We start from the raw sequence: 20,986 nt of genomic DNA, 5'->3' as shown, positions 1-20,986 counted from the left end.
CAGTGCCCTCTGTTGGGGCCGCTTCGCGTCCCAGCGGGAGCAAGCGCCCTTGCCACAGTGACCGTGTTCTTCTTTATTAGCCGTCAGAACTCCATTCGCAGGCCCACCGTGCCTTGTCGGCTGTTGAGCCTCTGGCTATCCAGGTTGCGGTTATAGCCGACTTCGCTGTACAGGCTGACGCTCTTGGCCACCTCCAGCGTGGCACCCAGACTCAGGCCCAGGGAGGTGGACTTCTGTTCGGTGTCGATGTCCGTCACCCCGTTAAAGGTGACGGTGTTCTGCCCGGCGCCGGTATGCCAGAGATTGGCCCGCGCGTAGGGCTGCAACGGCAGGCCGCGCAGCTGATAGTCGCCGCGCAGACGTATGCCCAGGCGCGTGGTGACGCTGGTGTCGGCGTTGTAGGCAACGTCGGAGATGCCATCGTTCTGACTGTCTAGCTTGGTTTGGCTCACGAACAATTGAACCTGGGGCTCAGCCACCCAATCGGCCGTCATCTGGAACGGCCAGCCGACCTCGGCGGAAGCGGCGACGTTGTGCCCGCGAGTCTTCATCTTCACTCCTCGGTCCGATTCGTTGTTGCCATCGAAACGGGTGCCCATGAGCACCAGATCGAGATAGGCCTGGTTGGCGCCGATCAGCGTCCAGTACACGCCCAGGCTGTCACCGCGCAGGGTAGTGTTGCCGGCGGCCTTGTCCTGCCAGCCGCCGTTGAAACCCTTGACGTCGCCTTTCAAGCGGCTGTGGCCAACGAAGAAACCGGCCCGCTGCACTGCGCCGTTGTCGGGGGTGTTCGCATACACATCCGTACCGATCTGGAACGCGGACAGCGAACTGTTCAGCGTAGGGCTCACCGTGCCGGCGAAACTCTGGCGGCTGCTGTTGCCATAAATGCGCCCCCAACCGGCCGGGAAGGCGCCGGTCTGCTGTGGCTGGCTCTGATCGCCCATGCGTTCGTGATAGGTGCCCAGCATGGCCTGGACGATTTGTTGCGCAGCGGGAAACAGCGCCGCATAGATCACCGTTTCCGGGCGGTAGATCGGGATCGGCGTGATGCCCGGATTGGAGGGCAGTTCAGGCGTGCCTACCACAGGCTCGGGCAGCGGCGTCACCGGGCCTGGCAGTGGCGTCACCGGCACCGATGAGCGCAGGTAGTAGTGTTCACCCGAGCCTGCTTTGTCGCCGCCTTTGAACAGGTAGTAGTCGAAGGCGCCTGCGGAGACCCGGTTTGCCAGGGTGAAGTGAGTGCCGGCGCCGCTGGCGCCGTTGATTGTCCGGACGACCTGGATACCGTCCTGTACGGTTTCGGCACCCGGCCCTGCGAGATTGCTCACGCTGATGGGGGTGGTGCCGCTGATCGTGCCCGTGCTGACCACCAGCAAGTCACTGGGTGACCCGTCGCTGCCCAGTACACTTTGTAGCGCGAGCCCGCCGCCGTTGCCGTTGTAGTTGCCGTTTACCGTCAGGGTGTCGTTGGCGCTGGTACTGCCGGTGGTCATGTCGATCAGGCCGCCATTGTTCAAGGTGACTGATTGGCCGGCGGTGAAGGGGTTGAGTGAACCGGTGGTGACGGTCAATTTGCTGGACCCGTCGAGGGTCATGCTGCCGGTGCCGGTTTCGTTGTCGCCCAGTGTGAAAGCGCCGCCGAGTTTGAGGTCCGAGCCATTCACCAGCAGCACCTGCTCCCAGCCGGTGTAGCGCGACGGGACGTCGGTCTGCGTGTGGTCGAACGTGAGTGTGTCGTTGCCCAGGCCGCCATCCACCAGCGGGTTGGAGGACAGCAGCGTTTCGTTGAGGTTTGTCAGCAGGGCGGTGTCGTTGCCGGCACCCATGACGATCAAACCGTTGATCTTGCCGCCATCGTGCCAGATCAACTGGTCGTCACCGAAGCTGGCGAGGATCTGCCCGTTGACCACTCCGCCGCTGACTTCAATCACATCATTGCCACCGCTGGTGCTGATGTTGCCGCCGATGTAACTGGTGCCCGAGACCAGAATATGGTCTTTGCCGAACCCGGTGACCAGGTTGCCCAGGATGGTGCCGCCTTGCATGTCGAACACATTGTCATCGAGCTTCATGTCGACCCGGCCGATGGTGCCTCCCGTCATCGTGGCGTGGTCGCCATCTTCAAAGGCTCCCTTGATGGTACCGCCGCTCATGTTGAAGGTGTCCAGGCCATCGCCTTGGGCCAGGGACGCGATGGTGCCGCCGCTCATGGCAAAACTGTCGATGCCAGCGCCTTGGCTGATCGCACCCGCCTGCCCGCCGGTTATCTGCACCACATCCGCGCCGGCGCCTTGGGTGACCGAGCCGGTAACGGTGCCCTGGTTCAGCCGGAAAATATTCGCGCCGTCGCCTTGGTTCAGTGAACCGTTGAGCGCTGCCGTCGGCCCATTCACGTCCACCAGGTCGTTACCCGCCCCGAAGGTGACATTGCCGTTGATCGCGCCGCTGCCGCTGATATTCAGGGTGTTGTTGCCGCCGGTGTCGGTAAAGCCCGGCGCCGAGGCACTGTCGCACGTGGAGATGTCGTCGCCGGCGGTGTTGTTGACCGTGCATGCGCCATACGAGGCGAGTGGCCATGCCATCACGGCAATGATTGAGCTGATACCCAGGCACAACAGGGAAGATATCGATGTGCGCATGACCCGTCCTCGTTCGAAGCAAGCATCGCCCGGCACCTGGGCAAGCAGGCGCGGTTCGGACCATGGCAACAACGAACGCGATACGGATCAGGGACTGCCGGTTACCCCATTCTGAAAACATCGGCCAATGCAAAGGGTTGGCATGGCTTTCTCGATTGCACCTTAGTCGCACATCCAAGGCGCCGCTACTGTCAGAAATAACAGGTGTAGACGAGTTTGGACCTAGACAAACACGATCTCATAAGGCTCGCGCATCCGCTCCAGCAGCCCCTGGGCGAGCATCGGCGCGAGCCCGATCTCTGGGTCTCCGGCCAGTTGGCTGGCATAGGCATGGGCCGCGTGCAGTTTGCGCGCTACGCCCCAGGTATCGAGGCGTACCTTGCGTGCTCGCTGCCAGGGGATCATCGAACCTTCCCGTGCCGTCCAATGCCAGGCCCAGATCGGCAGCTCATACAGACGCGCTCCGGTCAGGCTGCACGCCTTTGCGCTGGCACGGCCGACGGCGTCGTGGTCATCGTTGCCGTCGTTGCGCCAGGTGGTGAAGACCACATCGCCGGGCTGCAGGTAGCGCGCAATGAGTTGGCTCACGGGGTGTTCACTGGCGGCCAGTGCGTCATCGCGAAACCCGCCGCGAATCCACTTCAGGCTGTGCAGTGGCATGCCCAACCGGCGCAGCGCTTCGACGCTTTCCTGCGGCCGCACCACGCTCAAGCGGCTCGCCGGCCAGACATTCGAGCCGGGATGGCTGGCGCTGCCGTCGGTGATGGAGATCAATAGGATCGGGTGTTCAAGGGTGCTGAGCCGTTGCAGCAAACCGCCACAGGCCAACACTTCATCGCCCGGGTGGGGCGCGATGATGACCACCCGCGCGCCCGCGGGAACCAGCGAGTGGGGAGAAATAGCGGGAATTTGTGCCAACTGTGGGGCACTGTTCCAGATTTGCGCTGGGCCGCGGCGGCCTTCGCTCAGGGAGGCGGGCTTCATGGGAGTCACGTCCTTGTCAGTTGATGCTGGGTCGTGGCCCGTTGACGGGACGACGCTTTTTTATTGGCCGCAGGCTGCGCTGCAGTGTTCACTCGGCATTCCATCCCTGGATTGCCAGCAAGGCGTCATCAGCATAGTCAAGGATTCGCCGCTTTCACATCCTGTAACTACGATTTTTTAAGGGACCTGCATCAGACTCTTCAGGTAATCGCCAAAGCCACCTTCGGCGCGGCAGTCCAGGCGGGCGCTCGTGATCACTTGCGGGGTATGGCTCCAGGCGATGGAGGCGCCGCTGCGCTCCAGGTTTCGCACCAGTTGTACATCTTCATGGCAGGTCAGCGGTTCGAAACCACCCGCCTGCACATAGGCGCCCGCACTGATACCCAAGTTGGCGCCGTGGATATGCCGATGCCCCTCCCGCGCCTGGTATGCCTGGTGGTAGCGAATCTGCGCCGCGGGGTCGAAGTCTTCGCTCCAGGTGTCTACAGTCACCGTTCCGCACACAGCATCAACGCCCAATGCCAACTGCGCCACCAGCCAGTCGGGGGCGACTCGGCTGTCGGCGTCGGTGCATGAAATCCAGCGCACCGCCTGATTCAACAAGTGCCGCGCGCCGACCCCGCGCGCATGGCCGACGTTGCGCGCCTGCACGTGCAGGCTATGTACCGGATACGCTCGGGCAATCTTCGCACTGCCATCGGTGCAACTGTCGAGCACCACCAGGATCTGCACTTTTTCTCCCTGCAACCCCGGATGGCTGGCGGCAATCATTGCCGCATCGAGGCACTCGGCCAACAGGGCTTCTTCGTTATGTACCGGGATCAGAATGCCGATCATCGCAGGCCCTCATGGGTGGCGACCGAGCCATGATCGCGGCTCCATAGGTCGAGCAGAACATCACAGTCGTGGTAACGGGCCACATTTTCCATACCCAGCCGTTGCTGGAGCAGCGCATGCACCTGATCGGCGGTTTGCGGGCAACCGTCGATGGGGGCGCGCCAGTGGCAAGCGAGCAGTTGACCGTCGTCGGTCAGTGAGGCGAGGGCGCGATCAATCAGGCTGCCGAGGTCGTCGGCGTCGAGGTAGTAACACAGTTCACTGAGCACGATCAGGTCGAACCGGCCGGTAGGCCATTGTTCGGGCAGCCGGCTGTGCTGCACCTGGGCATGGGCAAATCCGAGCAAGCGCATCTTGGCCAGCGCGACCGCTGCGGACGCGGTGTCGCAGCACAGCAGGCGATCACAACGCGGTGCCAGCTCGGCGCTCAGTTCGCCATTGGCGCAGCCGGGCTCAAAAATTGAAGCGTAACGTGGGCGAGTCAACAGGGCCAAAGTCAGCGCGCGCTTGCGCCGCTCGTACCAGCGTTGACGAAAGGCCCACGGGTCTTCGTTGTCGGCAAACAACTGATCAAAATACGGTGTCGCGACGCTCATACAAACACCACTTCAAAAGGCTGTAACAAGCGTTCGACCACATGCGGTGCCAGCACCGGCGGTAAGCCGATCTGCGGGTCGCCCTCCAACTGGCTGGCGAACGCGTGGATGGCATGGCGCTTGCGCGCGACAACTTCGCAACTCAGCGGGAGTTTGCGCGCACGATGCCACGGCACCTGGCTGTCTTCCGGGGTTGCCCAGTGCCAGGTCCATACCGGCAATTCATACAAGGTCGCGCCCACCGCCTGTGCGGCTTTGGCGCTGGCGCGGCCGACGGCTTCATGGTCGCAGTGGCCGTCTTCGCGCCAGGTGGTGAACACCACGTCGCTGGGTTTGAGGTAGCGCAGAATAAATGCGGCCAACGGCTCTTCGCGGGCGGCGACCTGGCTGTCGGTAAACCCTGCGCGCAGCCATTTCAAGCGGTGCAACGGCAAGCCGAGGCGGTGCAAGGCCTGCGCCGACTCCTGCGGGCGAACCACACTCAGCCGTTCAACCGGCCAGCGTTGGGAGCCGGGGTGGCTGGCACTGCCATCGGTGACGGAGATCAGCTGGATCGCCCGGCCCAACGCGGCCAACCCTTGCAACAGGCCGCCGCAGCCCAGCACTTCGTCATCCGGGTGCGGTGCGATGATCACCGCGCGATGGCCTTCAGGCACCAGTTGTTCGACGCTGACCAGCGCCAGTTCGGCCATGTGGGACGAGGCCTGCCACTGATGCAGTGGCGTGCCCTGGCCCACGATCGGATTGGCTTTCATAACTGCCACCTCCCTGCGGGCTCGCCGGCGACCTGTTCGCCGAGGGCGGCCAGGTCGCGCTCGGCATGGCTTTGACGCATATACACCGGCAGATCCGCCATCAGTTGGGCAAAGTGCGGGTCTTTGCAAAAAGGCCCCGCGCCGGCTGCGCGACCGACATGGCGCATGACCTGTTCAACTGTGTCTTCGAGGGACGCGCGTACCTGTTGGGCCAACTGCCTGGCATCGGCAAGTGGGGTGCGGTCGATCTGCCGCGCACTGGCGCGCAGCACACAGGCGGCACTGTTCAAGGCGCTGTCGACCGCGCCGAGGTGCGCCAGGGCATGTGGCTCGGGACGCCTGTTGCACTGCTCGCGCAGCACTTCAGCCAGGCGTTGTGCAGCGCCATACCAGCACGCCGCAATACCGACGCCGCCATGCCAGAAACCGGGGCGGGCGAGGTAGTCGCCGGGCCCACCGACGGCAATCGCGGTGGCCCCCGCGAACAGAATGTCGACGCTGCCGGTGGCCGCCATGCCCACGGCATGCCAGCCCTCATCGGTCACGGTGATGCCGGGCTGGCCCATGTCCACCGCGACCAATTGTTGGCGATCCTCCTCGTCCCAGGCGGTCAGCAACCCATGGCTGACCACCGCCGCACCGGAGCACCAGGCTTTACGCCCCTCCAGCAGCAGGCGGTGGCCATTGCGCCGCGCCCGCACCCTGGCCGTCGGCGGTTCGGCTGCCCACATGCCCCAGATGCTGCCCTCCGGCGGCAACGGGCTACGCAGCTGCGCAATGACTGCCAAGGCATCGGTGTGGCCTTCGAACAACTTGCACAGTCGCAGGTCGTGTCCGGCCACCTGGGCCAGGCGACTGAACCGCTCAAGGGTCTGGCCACTGCCGGGTAAGGGCAATTGGTCCAGGCCTGCTGCCTGCAACGCCTTCAGGGTCTCGCCCAGAGCCTGCGTGTCCGCATAACCCCGGTAGCCTTGTAGGAGGGCATGCAACGCCATGTCACACCTCGTCTTCGTGCTGCAGTTCAAACAGCAGCAGCGAGCGCCCGGTGACGGCGTATTCATGGTGGAAATCAAAGCGCTCCTGACCACGTACCGCCGTGTCATTGGTGTCGAGCATGCAGGTCCAGAACTGGCCTTCCGGAACGGGGGGCAGGCTGAAATTGACCTGGTCGTGATGGGCGTTGACCACCAGCAGCAGGGTCGCATCGCCACCCGGACGGCGAATTCCAGTCTCCTGGGCACGGCCATCCATCAGCATGCCCAGGCAGCGGCCGTGGCTGTCTTCCCATTGTTCGGTGCTCATCTCGTTGCCATCCGGCGCGAGCCAGGTGACGTCCTTCACACCGATCTCTTCGTTGTAGTCGCCCACCAGGAAGCGGCCGCGACGCAGGATCGGGTAAGCCATGCGCAGTTTGATCAAGCGTTTCACAAACTTGAGCAGCGCCTTGCCGTCATCGTCCAGTTCCCAGTTGACCCAGCCGATCTCGCTGTCCTGGCAATAGGCGTTGTTGTTGCCGTGCTGGGTACGCGCGAACTCATCCCCGGCCACCAGCATCGGCGTGCCCTGGGCGAGCAGCAGGGTGGCGAAGAAATTGCGCATCTGGCGCAGGCGCAGGGCGTTGATTTGTGGGTCGTCGGTGGGGCCTTCGACGCCATGGTTCCACGACAGGTTGTTGTTGCTACCGTCCTGGTTGTTTTCGTCGTTGGCTTCGTTGTGCTTGTCGTTGTACGACACCAGGTCATGCAGGGTGAAACCGTCGTGGGCGGTGATGAAATTCACCGAGCTGTAAGGCCTGCGGCCACGGTGGTTGAACATTTCGCCCGACGCGGTCATGCGTCCGGCGAAGTCCGACAGTTGGCCGTCATCGCCTTTCCAGAAGGCGCGCACGGTGTCGCGGAAGCGGTCGTTCCATTCCACCCAGCCCGGCGGGAAATTGCCCACCTGATAGCCGCCGGGACCGCAGTCCCAGGGTTCGGCGATGAGTTTCAACTGGCGCAGTACCGGGTCTTGACGGCAGGCGACGAGGAAACTGTGACGCTCGTCGAAACCGTCACGATAACGGCCGAGGATGGTCGCCAGGTCGAAGCGGAACCCGTCGACATGCATCTCGGTGGCCCAGTAACGCAGGGAGTCCGTGACCATCTGCAGCACGCATGGGTGGCTCAGGTCCAGGGTGTTGCCGGTGCCGGAGTCGTTGATATAGAAACGCTTGTCGTCCGGCATCAGGCGGTAGTAGGAGGCGTTGTCGATGCCGCGCATCGACAGGGTCGGGCCGCGCTCGTTGCCTTCGGCGGTGTGGTTGTAGACCACGTCGAGGATCACTTCCAGCTTGGCTTCGTGCAGGTGCGCGACCATCTCCTTGAACTCGGCGATCTTGCCGCTGGCCAGGTAGCGCGGGTCCGGCGCGAAGAAAGCGATGCTGTTGTAGCCCCAGTAGTTGGTCATGTCTTTTTCCAGCAAATGCTGGTCGTTGACAAAGGCATGCACCGGCAACAGTTCGACGGAAGAAATACCCAACTGACGGATGTGCTTGAGCACATCGTCTTCCATCAGCCCGGCGCAGGTGCCGCGCACGGCTTCGCCGACGCTGGGGTGACGCATGCTGATGCCGCGCAGGTGGGTTTCATAAATGATCGTGCGGTCCCACGGCACGCGCACCGGTTGGTCGTTGCCCCAGGTGTGCGCCGGGTCGATGACCTTGCACTTGGGCACGAAGGGCGCGCTGTCGCGTTCGTCGAAACTGAGGTCGTCGTCGGGGTGGCCGATGGTGTAGCCAAACAGCGCTTCGGACCATTTAAGTTCGCCCACCAGCTGTTTGGCGTAGGGGTCGATCAGCAATTTGTGGTGGTTGAAACGGTGGCCGTTGGCCGGGTCATACGCGCCGTACACACGGTAGCCGTAAATCAGCCCAGGGTGGGCGTCGGGCAGGTAGCCGTGGAAGATCTCATCGGTGTATTCGGGAAGTTCGATACGTTCCAGCTCGACAACGCCGGCGTCGTCGAACAGGCACAGCTCGACTTTGGTGGCGTTCGCCGAGAACAGCGCAAAGTTGACACCCAGGCCGTCCCAGGTCGCACCCAGGGGGAAGGGCAAACCTTCGCGAATCCGCGACGGCTCGGGGGCCGGCGTCGCTGGGTTTTTATCGGCTTTGCTCATTGTGTTGCTCCTGCACAGGTCTTTTTTCGGGCCAAAAGCGGCCCCGCTGACTAGGGTTCAGCTGACGAACCAGAAAGTGCTCGACCTCCGACCGGGGTTGCCGGCGGGAGGATCATGAGGTCACAGGGCTTACGGCTTGGGTTTTTTCGCGGCAGCCGGCTTTTTAGCCGCCGGCGCTGCGGGTTTGCCTGGGGCCGGGGCCGGCGGCTTGGCTTTCGCTGCTGGCTTGGGTGGGGTTTTCGGCTTGGCGGCGGGTTTGGGCTTGCTTGGCGTCAGCGCTTCGGCCTCTGCCAGCTTGCGGGCCATCTCCCAATGGCGCGCCTCCTGACCTTGCGGCTTGCCCTCCGATTCCCAGATCTGATACGCGAATTCTCGAACACGTTTGTCTTCAGTACTCATCACAATGCTCCTCGCAGAAAATTTCAGCTTTATTGATCATCAGGATTGATAAAGACATTGACCGGGAAATCCCCCAGCGCAGTACTGATTAACAGCTCCTTGTCTGGTGTGACTGCGCCTGTATGAAAAAGTCCCTTCCAGTTTTCGGTTGGCGCGGCGAACGGTAATTTCACCCGCGTATCGCCCCAAACCCGCGCATTGACCTGCGGATGCACACCATTTTCCAGCAGGCGATGGGGCCAGCGTGGCACCACCACCAGCACGCGTTTGCCCTGGTGTTCGCGACAGAACGCGACCACGTGTTCGGCATGTTGGCCGACCACGTCCAAGGGCGTGTAGCTGCCCCGATGGAACACCTCAGGATGGGCCTTGCGCAAGGCCAGCACCTGGGCAATCAAGGCCTGCTTGATGCGCCCGTCATGCCAGTTGAACAACAGCTCGCCCATGTCTGGCAGGGTCTCCAGCGCGCGTTGCCGTGCGTTGAAATCCACCGGGCGACGGTTGTCCGGGTCCACCAGGCTGAAGTCCCAGAACTCATCGCCCTGGTACAGGTCCGGCACACCCGGCACGGTGACTCGAAGCAAGGATTGCGCCAGCCCATTGAGTGCGCCGGCGGGGGCAATGGCCTGGGCGGCGGCGCCGATGGACGTGCGCAGTGCGCGGCCTGCGTCGCTGAGCAGCAGGCGCGTGAGAAAGGTTTCCACGCCTTGCTCGTAGGCCTCGTTGGGCGCACTCCAACTGCTCTGCAATTTGGCTTCGCGCAGGGCTTTTTGTTGCCATTGCCAGAGGCGCTGTTGATAGGCCTCGAGTGCCGGCTGGTCATCCAGGTGCAGGTCCAGCGGCCAACTGCCGAGCAGGGCCTGATAGAGGATCAATTCATCGCCCGCCGACGGGCTGGTGGCATCGCTGCGTAACGGCGCGGCTAGCGTGCGCCACTGCTCCACGTGTTCGGCGTACCAGGCTGCGCACTCACTCAGCACGGCCAAGCGGGCGCGGCTGTCTTCGCCGCGTTTGTGGTCGTGGGTGGCGGTGGCCAGCAGGTTGTCGGGGAACGCCTGCAAGCGCTGCTGATTGGCCGCGTGAAAATCGGCCAGCGGTGCGCTGAACTGTTCGGTACTGAAGCCCACGTCGTTGCGCGACAGCAACACCGCCGAGCGATAGAACGCGGTGTCTTCCACGGCTTTGGCGGCGGCGGGCGAGGTCAACTGCTGGAAGCGCACGCAGGCATGCTTGAGCAGTTTGCGCTCGCGGCCGATCGGACGATTGCGCCACGGCTGGCCACCCAGCCATTTGTCCAGGTTGTCCAGCACCGGCCAGTCGCCCTCGCTCAAGGTGCTGCGCGCGCCGGCCAGGGCTTGCTGGAAAAACACGTCGTCGTGCTCGCTGCGGCCAAGGGCGCTGATGTAGGTGCGGTACACCGGGAAATGCACGATCAATTCCTGCAGGGCGCGGCGGATCGCGCCGAGCGTCAGGTCACGGCTCATCACATCGTCGCGGGCCACTTGCAGCAGGGCCTGGGCCACGCTTTCGAAGTCGCCGGCGAGGGAACCGTTGAGGATCTGCTGGCGCGCCAGCCAGGCTTCTTCGATAAAGGCCGACGGCCGTTCGCTGTGGCGTGTCCACAGCTCGGCCAGCGCTTTGAAGCCTTGCGGGTCGTGTTGCAGCAGCGACAGCTGGTTCATGAATTCGTAGCCGGTGGTGCCGTCCACCTTCCAGTCGTGGCGCAGGGTTTCGCCTTCGCCGAGGATTTTTTCGACGAAGATCGGTAGGTGACGTTCGGGCGACAGTGCATCGACCCGACGGCGCAGCTTGCGGCAATACCCGCGAGGGTCGGCCAGCCCGTCGATATGGTCGATGCGCAGGCCATCCACCAGACCTTCGTTGATCAGATCGAAGATCTTGCCGTGGGTGGCTTCGAACACGGCGCTGCGCTCTACGCGCAGGCCGCCCAGTTCGTTGACATCGAAGAAGCGTCGCCAGTTGATATCGTCCGCCGCCGTGCGCCAGCTAGCCAGGCGGTAAGCCTGTTGCTCCAGCAGCGCGTGCAGGCGCTGGAAACCTTCGGGTTGGCGTGCGTCGAAGGCGCCCAGGCGCTGTTCGATGGCCTTTTCCACGGCGCTATGGGTGGCGCGTTCGGCCAGGGCGTGTTTGAGCCAGGCGGCCTCGGCATAGGCGTCGTCCTGGTAGGCGAGGGCGCTGAAGCGGTCGGCGAGCGGTTTGAGCAGGTCATCGGCGCCCAGAATCATCGCGTAATCCCGTGGGCAGATCGGGAAGCGGTGCTCGTAGTGCTCGACGAAAAAGCTGCCGTGTACCGCGTCGAAGTGCAGGGTCAGCGTGCCGGTTTGCAGGGCTTCGCCATAGTCGCTGCCGAGGAACGGCATGAGCAGTTGGCCTTTGAGCAGCGGGTCGGGCGAGTGCCATTGAATGTCAAAAAACTCACTGTAGGGGCTCAACCTGCCCCATTCCAGCAGGTCGAGCCACCAGGGGTTATCGGCGCCGCCGACGGCCATGTGGTTGGACACGATGTCGAGGATCAGCCCCATATCGTGCTCGCGCAGGGCGGCCACCAGGCGGCGCAACGCCGCTTCGCCGCCCAGTTCCGGGTTGACGGTGGTCGGGTCGACGACGTCATAGCCATGCATCGAACCTGCGCGGGCGCTGAGCAGCGGTGAGGCATACACATGGCTGATACCCAGCCGGGCGAAATACGGCACCAGGGGCACCGCGTCATCGAGGGTGAAGCCTTTATGGAATTGCAGGCGCTGGGTGGCGCGCAGGGGCAGGGCCTTCATCGGTCACGCTCATGGGCTTGATTGCGCGCCACGGCCAGCAGCTCCAGGCGGCGGGCGGCACCGGCATTGTCGAGTAGGCTCGCCGCCTCACCGGGCAGGCGCCGACGCCAATTGGGGTGGGTGTCAGTGGTGCCGGGCAGGTTGGCTTGTTCTTCGAGGCCCAAGGCATCTTCCAACGGCAGCAGCACCAGCGGCGCACGGGTGTGGCCCAGGTAGCGCACGCTGGCGTCGATCATGTGGTCGGTTTCATTGCGCACTTCATCGACGAAGTTCTGCGGGTCCTGGCTCAAGGCCTGGCGCAGTGCCTGGCGTTCGTGCCGGCGGTGCTCGCTCCATTGCTCGACGGTGGGCGCATCGATCAAGCCGAGCTGGACGTTCCAGTCGATATCGCGGCTGTGCCACCAGCCATTGAGGGTGGGCAAATCGTGGGTGCTGGTGGTGGCCAGGGCGTTGTCCGGCCAGTCGAGGATCGGCTTGAATTGGCCGTCGTGGCCCTGTTCGAACAGCAGCACGCGCATGCCGAGAATCGAGCGGCCGATGAGTTTGTCGCGCAGGCCATCGGGCACGGTGCCGAGGTCTTCGCCGAGGACGATGGCCTGGTGGCGGTGGGATTCCAACGCCAGCAGACGCAACAGGTCGTCCACCGGGTAATACAGGTAGGCGCCTTCCTGCGGGGAGGCGTCCATGGGGATCACCCACAGGCGCTGCAAGCCCATCACGTGGTCAATACGCAAGCCGCCAGCGTGGGCGAAATTGGCCCGCAGCATCTCGATAAAGGCGCGGAAGCCGTGGCGCTTGAGACCTTCGGGGGCGAAGGCGGAGATGCCCCAGCCTTGGCCGGCGCGGTTGAGGATGTCCGGCGGCGCGCCGACGGTCAGGCCGGCGAGCAATTCATCCTGACGGCTCCAGGCTTGACTGCCGCCGCCGTCGGCACCGACGGCCAGGTCGGCGATCAGGCCGATACCCATGCCGCTGCCACGGGCGGCTTGTTGCGCGCGTTCCAGGCAGCGCGCGATCAGCCATTGGCCGAAGGCGTAAAAGCCGATCTCGTCGCGGTTTTCTTCGGCGAAGTGTACGAGCGCCGGGCTTTGTGGGCTGCGCCATTCTTGCGGCCAATGGCGCCAGTCGAGGTCTTCCCCGGCGGCGGCACGCACGGCCTGTATGGCTTCGAAACGGCAGTGGTTTTCCAGGGCTTCAGCGCCGGCCTGGCGGAAACTGAGGAAGTCGGCGTGTTGCGGGTGATGACCGTGACGGAAGTCGTCATACAGGGCACGCAACAGCCGTTGTTTGGCCTTGGCTGCGGCGGGCCAGTCGATCAGCGTGTGTTGTTCGAGGGTGTGCAGTTCCTCGGCCAAACCGCAGGCCTCGATGGCATTGCGCACTTCGCGCTCACCCAGGATGCAGCCGGGCGATGCGTACAGGCTATTGAGAAACAGCCGGCTCGACGGCGAATACGGGCTGTAGCGCTCGGGGTCGGCGCTGAACATCGCGTGCATCGGGCTGATCGCCAGGGCATCGGCGCCGCGTTCGGCGGCCGAGCGGGCCAGGTGTTCCAGGGCCAGGGTGTCGCCGAACCCGCCGTCGCCGAGGCGGCGCAGGGAATACAACTGGGCGCTCAGGCCCCAGGCACGCGGGGTGTGACGGTCGACGGCGTCAGCGACGCTGTAGCAGTGGCGGGGCGCCACGGCCAGGGTGAAGGTCTGGTCGGCGATATGTACTTGGTGGTAACCGAGGGCGATCACGCCGGGCAGCACCGCGTCGCGGTCGAGGTGCAATTCCATGACTTCGCCGCCTTCCAGGCTGACCCGGCAGGCGGTGTCGGGCTCGAAGTAGCGCGCCAGGTCCAGGCCTTCGCCGCTGTCGACGGTGAGCAAGGGCGGCAGGTGTTTGTCCTGTTGTACCTGCTCCAGGTCGCGCAGGCTGGCGTTGATCTCGGCATCGCTGTCGGCCGGGTGGCCCAGGCCTTTGAGGACGGCGCGCAGGGCGTCGGGGCTGACACGTTGCGGGCGGCCGTTTGCGTCGATCCAATCGACGGCCAGGCCCGCTCGGCCAGCGAGGATTTCCAGGTTCGCTTCGCTCAAGAGTGCTCTCCAACAGGGGATAGGGTAACGCGTGCGCTGAAGGGCGCCAGGTGGGTGTGGTCATGGGCCGGCGTCTGGAACAGTACGTGCTGCCCAGCGGCGTGAGCCAGGGCCGTGGTACTCAGGTTCAGGTCGATCTGCAACAGGCTGCCATTGCCCAGGCGCCAACGCGCGGTGACGGCGCCGTCTGCTAGCACCTGGGCACCGAGCGCGATGCTGCCGGGTAAATGCGGCACGATATGCGTGTGCCGCAGGTTCAGTAGGTGACGGTAGAACTGGGCGTGCGCGCTCTCGGCGAAAGACGGCGCTGACTGCTCAAAGGTCGACAGGGCGTTGGGATCGGGAATCCGCGCGCGACGCTCCGGGTCGTGGAACGCGGCAAAGTCGGCGAATTCATTGCGCCGACCTTCACTTACCGCTTCAGCCAGTTCGCCATGGTGATCGGTAAAAAACAGAAACGGCTCGCTGGCGTTGACTTCATCGCCCATGAACAGCAACGGGATCATCGGCGACAACAGCAGCAAGGTGGTCGCTGCCTTGAGCGCCTGGGGCGAACAGAGCTGGTGCAGGCGTTCGCCGAGGGCGCGGTTGCCGATCTGGTCGTGGTTCTGCAAAAACGCGACGAAGGCGGTGGGTGGCAAACCGCTGCTCGGTTCGCCGCGCGCATGCCCGTGGCGTGTGGTGTGGCCCTGGTAAATAAAGCCTTCGCCGAGGCAACGTGCGAGTTTGGCGGTAGGCGTTTGGGCAAAGTCGCTGTAGTAGGCATCGGTTTCGCCGGTCAGCAACACGTGCAACACGTTATGGAAGTCGTCGTTCCATTGCGCATCGAAATCGTGCTTCAACAGGCTGGCCTGGTTGAGTTCGTTTTCCAGCACTAGCCATACGTGACGGCCGGTGTCGACCTGTTGGCGCACCCGTTGTGCCAGCTCATGCAAGAAGCCGGGATTGTCGATGGCGTGTACCGCGTCCAGCCGCAGGCCGTCGAAGCGGTAGTCGAGCAGCCACATCAGCGCGTTATCCAGAAAGAAGTTCCGCACTTCACGCCGATCGAAGTCGATACCGGCGCCCCATGGCGTGTGTACATCTTCCTGGAAGAAGTCTTTGGCGTACTGGCCCAGGTAGTTGCCATCGGGGCCGAAGTGGTTGTAGACCACGTCGAGGATGACCGCGAGCCCATATTCATGAGCGCTGTCGATCAGTTGCTTGAGCTGTTCGGGACTGCCGTAGGAGGACTGCGGCGCGTAAGGCAGAACGCCGTCATAGCCCCAATTGCGCTCGCCGGGAAATTGCGCCAGGGGCATTAGCTCAATCGCGGTGACGCCTAGCTCGGCCAGGCGTGGCAGGTGTTTTTCGACTTGCGCGTAGCCCCCCAGCGCACCGACATGCAGTTCGTAGATCACGGCTTCATGCCAGGGCCGGCCTTGCCAGTGGTTGTGTCGCCATTGATAGGCGAGCGGGTCGACCACCAGGCTCCAGCCGTGCACGTCCGAGTCCTGGGCCCTGGACGCGGGGTCGGGAACATCCATTTCGCCATCGATGTTGTAGCGATAGCGTGTGCCTGCGGGGCACTTTATCTCCGTTTCGAACCAGCCATCTGCCTGGGGCAGCATGGCTATTGACTTGCCATCTTCCAATTCAACGCTGACATAAAACGCGTCTGGCGCCCACAAGGCGAAACGCGTGTGTTGCGCGTCCAGCATGATTGCGCCGTGGGGCCAGGTTTCCAGAGTCCGTAACGGCATCTATGAAGACCTCCCTTGATTATTTAGTCGATTTCCCCAAGGCCTTGGCCACCAGTTGTTCATACAGTTCTGCGTAGGGTTCGACCGCCTGGCACCAGTTGAATGGTTGGGTCATGGCGCGGCAGCGCATGGCGTTGAGCAGGCCTGGGTAAGCGAACACTTTGAACGCACGGCTCAGGGCTTCGCGGTAGCTGTCCACGCTGGATTCGTTGAACAAAAAACCGGTGACGCCGTCTTCGATGGTGTCCGCCAGGCCGCCGGTGTTGCGCGCGACCGGCAGCGAGCCGAAACGCTGGGCGTACATCTGGCTCAAGCCGCACGGTTCATAGCGCGACGGCATCAGCAGAAAGTCACTGCCGGCAAACATGCGACGGGCGTCGGTTTCGTTGAAACCGATGCGCACACCGACCTGGCCTGGGAAACGCAGCGCCAGTTCGCGCATGGCGTGTTCTTCTTCAGGCTCGCCGCGGCCAATGATCGCGATCTGGCCGCCGTTCTCGACGATAAAGCTGGCGACCGCTTCGGTCAGGTCCAGGCCTTTCTGATAGACCAGCCGCGAGACCACGGCGAACAGCGGGCCGCTGGAGTCATGCAGGCCAAACAGGCTGCGCACGTGAGCGGCGTTGACCGCCTTGCCTTCCCAGTCGCCGATATTGAAGTTGTGGGTCAGGTGCGTATCAGTGGAGGCTTCCCAGCTTTCGTCGATGCCGTTGGGAATGCCGCTGAGCAGGCCTTGCTGGGTCTTGCTGGCGAGAAAACCGTCCAGCCCGCAGCCGAATTCCGGGGTGGTGATTTCCTGGGCGTAAGTGGCGCTCACCGTGGTGATGTGACTGGAGTAGGCCATCCCCGCCTTGAGGAATGACATCTTGCCGTAGAACTCCATGCCTTCCTGTTGCAGGGCATGGGGTGGAATACCCAGCTCCGGCGTCGAAGCGAGGCTGACCACGCCCTGGTATGCCAGGTTATGGATGGTGAACAGGGTGGGCGTGCGTGACCCACGCCAGTGCATATAGGCAGGCGCCAGGCCGGCCGGCCAGTCGTGGGCATGCACCAGGTCCGGGCACCAGTGGATTTGGGCGAGGTTGGCGGCCATGTCGGCAGCGGCCAGGCCCAGGCGTGCGAAGCGAATGTGGTTATCCGGCCAGTCGCGACCGTTGTTGGCGCCATACGGGGTGCCTTCGCGCTCGTACAGTTCGGGGCAGATCAGTACGTAGACAACCAGGCCGTCCTTGAGGTCCATGCGCCCGATCTTGCAGGGCGGCAGCGCGGCGTGGCCACCCAGCTCACCGATGATATGGATCGGGTTGTCGCTTTCCATCACCTGCGGGTAACCGGGGATCAGCACACGCACATCGTGCAAGTGCGCCATAGCGCGGGGCAGGGCCGCGGAGACGTCGCCGAGGCCGCCGGTTTTAACCAGGTCGGCAAATTCGGAGGTGACGAACAAGACTTTCTTTCGATTGGGGTTATGACTCACGATCGGCCGCACAGTGTTGGGCAGATCGACCAACGATGTTGGCCCCCCTGCCGATTTACTAAAACGCTCTCCCTGAGTATCTACTGCGGCACTGATCATAGTTCTCTCCCACATGTTGGTTGGCTGGTGGCCCGCTGCCACTAGCTCCGAAGACCGCTTCCTGCGGCCAGACGCACAAGCGCTATACAAACTGGCAAGGCTTGTGCCAGTTGCACGGTTAGCTGAAATAGATTGGATGGACGGGCATTCGGTCTGAACCGCTTATGCACGCCTAACCCTAAACCTGACCTACGGCAGAGTTCTAAAGTTTCGATTTTTTGCGGGGCTTTTGTTTTGGAACGGACCCATCGGTGATGAGTCTAGGACAAATCCTAAAGACTGTAGGGTTTATGTGGAAATTTTGTAGGACAAAAAACTTGTAACAATATGCGACATTGAAAAGCTGCGCAGGCGTTTGCGCATTAGCGCACTACTACGGTGGCTCGGGAGCGTGCTCACGCTGGGCGCGAAGCGGCGCCGATACAGGGCCGCGATGTCGCCAACGGGAGCAAGCGCCCTCGCCACCGTAGTGCGTGTGCGCCGAGTTGGTGCGTTAGCCGAGCACGCGAATGGGCGTGCCCTCGGCCCAGGCTTGGATATCTTCGATCATCTGCTGGTAAAACTGCCGGTAATTCTGCTCGCTCACATACCCGACGTGAGGGGTGGCCAGCACATTCGGCAAACGGCGCAACGGATGGTCCACCGGCAGCGGCTCCTCGGCATACACATCCAGCGCTGCCCCCGCCAGGCGGCCGTTGCTCAATGCCTGCAGCAGCGCGGGTTCGTCCACAATCGGCCCGCGTGCCGTATTGACCAGGCGTGCCGTCGGTTTCATCCAGCCCAGCGCCTCGGCATCCACCAGCCCGCGGCTACGCTCGCTGAGCACCAGATGGATGGTGAGGATATCGGCCTGTTCGAACAACTCGCGCTTACTGACCCACGTGACCCCGGATTGCGCCGCGCGCTGCGGTGTGAGGTTTTCACTCCAGGCAATCACCCGCATCCCGAACACCTGGGCAAATTGCGCGACCTTCTGGCCGATGCTGCCGAGCCCGAGAATCCCCAGGGTCTGGCCATGCAGGTCGCCGCCCAGGCCCACCTGCCAGTGGCCGGCGCGCAGGGAATTGGCTTCGGCCAGCAGGTTGCGCGTGGACGCCATGATCAACGCCCAGGTCAGCTCCGGCGCCGCGTGTTTATAACTGTCGGTGCCGCACACCTGGATACCCAGGGCGTGGGCGGCGGGGAGGTCGATGGCGGCGTTGCGCATGCCGCCGGTCACCAGCAGCTTGAGGTTCGGCAGGCCTTGCAGCAGGGGTTTATCGAAGGTCGAGCGTTCGCGCATCACGCAGATCACGTCGAAGCCTTTGAGGCGCTCGATCATCGTGGCGGTGTCTGCCGGATACTCATGCAGAAAATGCACCTGGCCGACCGCCGCCAGGGTCGACCAATCCACCACACCACGGGCGACGTTCTGCCAATCGTCAATGACTGCGATCTGTAGCGACATTCTCGCGTGCCTCTCATAAAGTTGGATTAAAGGCCGTTGAGCCCTTGCAGCAAGGCCTTGTGGAACTGTGCCGGTTCTTCCATCTGCGGTGCGTGGCCCAGGCCCGGAAACTCCACCAGCGTGGCGTGGGGAATCAATTTGGCCACCTGTTTGCCCAGCACCTCGTAGTGCCCGATCTTCGCCTTGACCGCCGGGGGCGCGAGGTCCTTGCCGATGGCGGTGGTGTCGCTGGTGCCGATCAGCAGCAGGGTCGGCATCTGCAAGTCCTTGAACTCGTAGTACACCGGCTGGGTGAAGATCATGTCGTAAATCAACGCGGAGTTCCATGCCACCTGGGTGTGGCCGGGGCCTTTGTTCATGCCGGCGAGCATCTGTACCCAGCGCTCGTATTCGGGCTTCCAGTGGCCGGCGTAGTAGGTGTCGCGCTCATAGCTGCGGATGCCGTCGGCGCTCACCTGCAGTTCGCGCGCGTACCATTGGTCGACGCTGCGATAAGGCACGCCGAGGGCCTTCCAGTCTTCCAGGCCGATCGGGTTGACCAGCGCCAGTTGTTCGGTTTGCTCTGGGTACAGCAGCGCGTAACGGGTGGCGAGCATGCCGCCGGTGGAGTGGCCGAGCAGGGTGGCCTTTTGAATGCCGAGTTGTTCCAGCAATTGGTGGGTATTGATCGCCAGTTGCTGGAAGCTGTACTGGTAGCTGTCGGGCTTGCTGGAGGTACAGAAGCCGATCTGGTCGGGTGCGATCACGCGGTAACCGGCGTCGCTCAACGCCTTGATCGAACCCTCCCACGTGGCGCCGCAGAAGTTCTTGCCGTGCAGCAGCACCACGCTGCGACCGTTGGCTTTGCCGGTGGCCGGGATGTCCATGTAGCCCATTTGCAGGGATTTGCCCTGGGACTGGAAGTTGAAATGCTCAACCGGGTAGGGGTATTGGAAACCCTGCAGCTCAGGCCCGTAGCGGGGGCCTTCGCTGGCGGCGAACGCGGGCACTGCGCCAACGGCGAGCAGGCCCGCAACGCAAAAGGTGCGGATTAGAGGCATGGCGGGGCTCCGAGTAGGGTGCCCGGATGCTGTTTGCAGGCGATTAAGTGGGGATTAACACCCAATGCAGGGTCAGCGCGGCCAGCACGCCATAACGCACGCCCTTGGCCAGGGTCACCAACAGCAAAAAGCGCCACAGTGGCTCACGCATCACCCCGGCGATCAAGGTCAGCGGGTCGCCAATGATCGGTACCCAACTGAGCAATAACGTCCAATGCCCCCAGCGTTCATAGTGGCGGCGCGCCTTGTCGAGTTGCCTGGCGTTGACCGGAAACCAGCGTCGCGCCTTGACGTGCTCGATCGAGCGCCCCAGCAGCCAATTGACCAGCGAGCCGAGTACATTGCCCAGCGTGGCGATGCCCAGCAGCCACCACAGGCTGTAATGCCCGCTGAGCAGCAGGCCCACCAGCACGGCTTCCGACTGCAAGGGCAGGAGTGTGGCGGCGCCGAATGCCGCGAAAAACAGCCCCAGGTATCCCGTCAGCATCGATCAGTGTGCCGGGTAGTCGGCCACCACCACATCTTTGCCGTCGCGGGTCAGGCCAATGACTTGGTAGGCGTCACCGTGGCCGTCCATTTCCATGCCGGGCGAACCCATGGGCATGCCCGGCGCGGCGATGCCGAGCAAATCATCGCGCTTGCGCAGCGCCAACACTTGTTCGGCGGGTACGTGGCCTTCGACGAACTTGCCGTCGATCACGGCGGTATGGCACGACCCCAGGCGCGGCGCGACGCCGAGGCGTTGTTTGACCGCGCTCATATCGGCTTCAACGTGGTCATTGACCTTGAAACCGTGGCTTTCCAGATGGCTGATCCATTGCTTGCAGCACCCGCAGTTGGCGTCGCGGTGTACGTCGATAGGGATCAGGTCGGCCGCCTGGGCCAGGCCGGTGGTCAACAGGGCTGAAAGCAGGGCCAGTCGCAATGGGATTTTCATGG

16 protein-coding genes are annotated in these 20,986 nt (G+C 63.3%); all 16 read right to left on the bottom strand.

From position 1 onward, the window contains the following. Positions 1-83: 83 nt before the first annotated feature. Positions 84-2,642, bottom strand: coding sequence for an autotransporter outer membrane beta-barrel domain-containing protein (locus tag ACP7CJ_RS20915; protein ID WP_426101631.1), 2,559 nt, complete (start codon positions 2,640-2,642; stop codon positions 84-86). 222 nt (positions 2,643-2,864) lie between these two features. Next, a complete protein-coding gene (locus ACP7CJ_RS20910) occupies positions 2,865-3,626 on the bottom strand; it encodes a PIG-L deacetylase family protein (protein WP_276192817.1) in 762 nt (253 codons plus the stop codon). A gap of 177 nt (positions 3,627-3,803) precedes the next feature. Then, complete coding sequence (locus ACP7CJ_RS20905) at positions 3,804-4,463, bottom strand: glycosyltransferase (protein WP_276192818.1); 660 nt, start codon at positions 4,461-4,463, stop codon at positions 3,804-3,806. Then, the gene (locus tag ACP7CJ_RS20900) at positions 4,460-5,059 is read right to left on the bottom strand and encodes an SAM-dependent methyltransferase (RefSeq protein WP_426101629.1); all 600 of its coding nucleotides are present in this window, start codon (positions 5,057-5,059) and stop codon (positions 4,460-4,462) included. Before ACP7CJ_RS20900 ends, ACP7CJ_RS20905 begins: the two co-directional genes overlap by 4 nt. Continuing rightward, the gene (locus tag ACP7CJ_RS20895) at positions 5,056-5,814 is read right to left on the bottom strand and encodes a PIG-L deacetylase family protein (RefSeq protein ID WP_426101627.1); all 759 of its coding nucleotides are present in this window, start codon (positions 5,812-5,814) and stop codon (positions 5,056-5,058) included. Before ACP7CJ_RS20895 ends, ACP7CJ_RS20900 begins: the two co-directional genes overlap by 4 nt. Continuing rightward, positions 5,811-6,809, bottom strand: coding sequence for an acyl-CoA dehydrogenase family protein (locus tag ACP7CJ_RS20890; RefSeq protein ID WP_276192821.1), 999 nt, complete (start codon positions 6,807-6,809; stop codon positions 5,811-5,813). Before ACP7CJ_RS20890 ends, ACP7CJ_RS20895 begins: the two co-directional genes overlap by 4 nt. A gap of 1 nt (position 6,810) precedes the next feature. Continuing rightward, positions 6,811-8,970: a glycogen debranching protein GlgX gene (gene glgX / locus ACP7CJ_RS20885; protein ID WP_426101625.1), complete on the bottom strand. Its 2,160-nt coding sequence runs from the start codon at positions 8,968-8,970 to the stop codon at positions 6,811-6,813. Positions 8,971-9,099: 129 nt separating this feature from the next. Beyond that, the gene (locus ACP7CJ_RS20880; protein WP_247407937.1) at positions 9,100-9,369 is read right to left on the bottom strand and encodes a DUF2934 domain-containing protein; all 270 of its coding nucleotides are present in this window, start codon (positions 9,367-9,369) and stop codon (positions 9,100-9,102) included. A gap of 29 nt (positions 9,370-9,398) precedes the next feature. Further along, entirely contained in the window at positions 9,399-12,161 is a 2,763-nt protein-coding gene (locus tag ACP7CJ_RS20875; RefSeq protein ID WP_276192823.1) for a malto-oligosyltrehalose synthase, read from the bottom strand. Further along, the gene (gene malQ / locus ACP7CJ_RS20870) at positions 12,158-14,242 is read right to left on the bottom strand and encodes a 4-alpha-glucanotransferase (RefSeq protein WP_426101623.1); all 2,085 of its coding nucleotides are present in this window, start codon (positions 14,240-14,242) and stop codon (positions 12,158-12,160) included. Before malQ ends, ACP7CJ_RS20875 begins: the two co-directional genes overlap by 4 nt. Then, a complete protein-coding gene (treZ, locus tag ACP7CJ_RS20865; RefSeq protein WP_426101621.1) occupies positions 14,239-15,984 on the bottom strand; it encodes a malto-oligosyltrehalose trehalohydrolase in 1,746 nt (581 codons plus the stop codon). The genes malQ and treZ overlap by 4 nt, the downstream gene beginning before the upstream one ends. 19 nt (positions 15,985-16,003) lie before the next feature. Beyond that, positions 16,004-17,560, bottom strand: coding sequence for a glycogen synthase GlgA (gene glgA / locus ACP7CJ_RS20860; RefSeq protein ID WP_426101619.1), 1,557 nt, complete (start codon positions 17,558-17,560; stop codon positions 16,004-16,006). Between the two features lie 493 nt (positions 17,561-18,053). Next, positions 18,054-19,007, bottom strand: a complete 954-nt coding sequence (locus ACP7CJ_RS20855) for a D-2-hydroxyacid dehydrogenase family protein (protein WP_426101617.1) — start codon at positions 19,005-19,007, stop codon at positions 18,054-18,056. Positions 19,008-19,033: 26 nt separating this feature from the next. Continuing rightward, positions 19,034-20,047, bottom strand: coding sequence for an alpha/beta fold hydrolase (locus tag ACP7CJ_RS20850; RefSeq protein ID WP_276192828.1), 1,014 nt, complete (start codon positions 20,045-20,047; stop codon positions 19,034-19,036). Between the two features lie 43 nt (positions 20,048-20,090). Further along, a complete protein-coding gene (locus ACP7CJ_RS20845) occupies positions 20,091-20,534 on the bottom strand; it encodes a YqaA family protein (protein WP_426101615.1) in 444 nt (147 codons plus the stop codon). A 3-nt stretch (positions 20,535-20,537) separates the two neighbouring features. After that, the gene (locus ACP7CJ_RS20840) at positions 20,538-20,984 is read right to left on the bottom strand and encodes a DUF411 domain-containing protein (RefSeq protein WP_276192829.1); all 447 of its coding nucleotides are present in this window, start codon (positions 20,982-20,984) and stop codon (positions 20,538-20,540) included. Between the last annotated feature and the right edge of the window lie 2 nt (positions 20,985-20,986).

The sequence above is a fragment of the Pseudomonas sp. PSPC3-2 genome (genome assembly GCF_049897085.1).
GTDB classification, from domain to species: Bacteria; Pseudomonadota; Gammaproteobacteria; order Pseudomonadales; family Pseudomonadaceae; genus Aquipseudomonas; species Aquipseudomonas paraveronii.
Note: the sequence above shows the minus strand (reverse complement) of the source record. Positions and strands in the feature narration are given on the sequence as shown.

Bases quoted from the DNA above. Each gene is read 5' to 3' on its own strand.
- glgA (WP_426101619.1), bottom strand. From the start codon at position 17,560: ATGATCAGTGCCGCAGTAGATACTCAGGGAGAGCGTTTTAGTAAATCG.
- ACP7CJ_RS20910 (WP_276192817.1), bottom strand. From the start codon at position 3,626: ATGAAGCCCGCCTCCCTGAGCGAAGGCCGCCGCGGCCCAGCGCAAATC.
- ACP7CJ_RS20840 (WP_276192829.1), bottom strand. From the start codon at position 20,984: ATGAAAATCCCATTGCGACTGGCCCTGCTTTCAGCCCTGTTGACCACC.
- ACP7CJ_RS20895 (WP_426101627.1), bottom strand. From the start codon at position 5,814: ATGAAAGCCAATCCGATCGTGGGCCAGGGCACGCCACTGCATCAGTGG.
- ACP7CJ_RS20915 (WP_426101631.1), bottom strand. From the start codon at position 2,642: ATGCGCACATCGATATCTTCCCTGTTGTGCCTGGGTATCAGCTCAATC.
- ACP7CJ_RS20850 (WP_276192828.1), bottom strand. From the start codon at position 20,047: ATGCCTCTAATCCGCACCTTTTGCGTTGCGGGCCTGCTCGCCGTTGGC.
- treZ (WP_426101621.1), bottom strand. From the start codon at position 15,984: ATGCCGTTACGGACTCTGGAAACCTGGCCCCACGGCGCAATCATGCTG.
- ACP7CJ_RS20905 (WP_276192818.1), bottom strand. From the start codon at position 4,463: ATGATCGGCATTCTGATCCCGGTACATAACGAAGAAGCCCTGTTGGCC.
- ACP7CJ_RS20855 (WP_426101617.1), bottom strand. From the start codon at position 19,007: ATGTCGCTACAGATCGCAGTCATTGACGATTGGCAGAACGTCGCCCGT.
- glgX (WP_426101625.1), bottom strand. From the start codon at position 8,970: ATGAGCAAAGCCGATAAAAACCCAGCGACGCCGGCCCCCGAGCCGTCG.
- ACP7CJ_RS20845 (WP_426101615.1), bottom strand. From the start codon at position 20,534: ATGCTGACGGGATACCTGGGGCTGTTTTTCGCGGCATTCGGCGCCGCC.
- ACP7CJ_RS20880 (WP_247407937.1), bottom strand. From the start codon at position 9,369: ATGAGTACTGAAGACAAACGTGTTCGAGAATTCGCGTATCAGATCTGG.
- ACP7CJ_RS20900 (WP_426101629.1), bottom strand. From the start codon at position 5,059: ATGAGCGTCGCGACACCGTATTTTGATCAGTTGTTTGCCGACAACGAA.
- ACP7CJ_RS20890 (WP_276192821.1), bottom strand. From the start codon at position 6,809: ATGGCGTTGCATGCCCTCCTACAAGGCTACCGGGGTTATGCGGACACG.
- ACP7CJ_RS20875 (WP_276192823.1), bottom strand. From the start codon at position 12,161: ATGAAGGCCCTGCCCCTGCGCGCCACCCAGCGCCTGCAATTCCATAAA.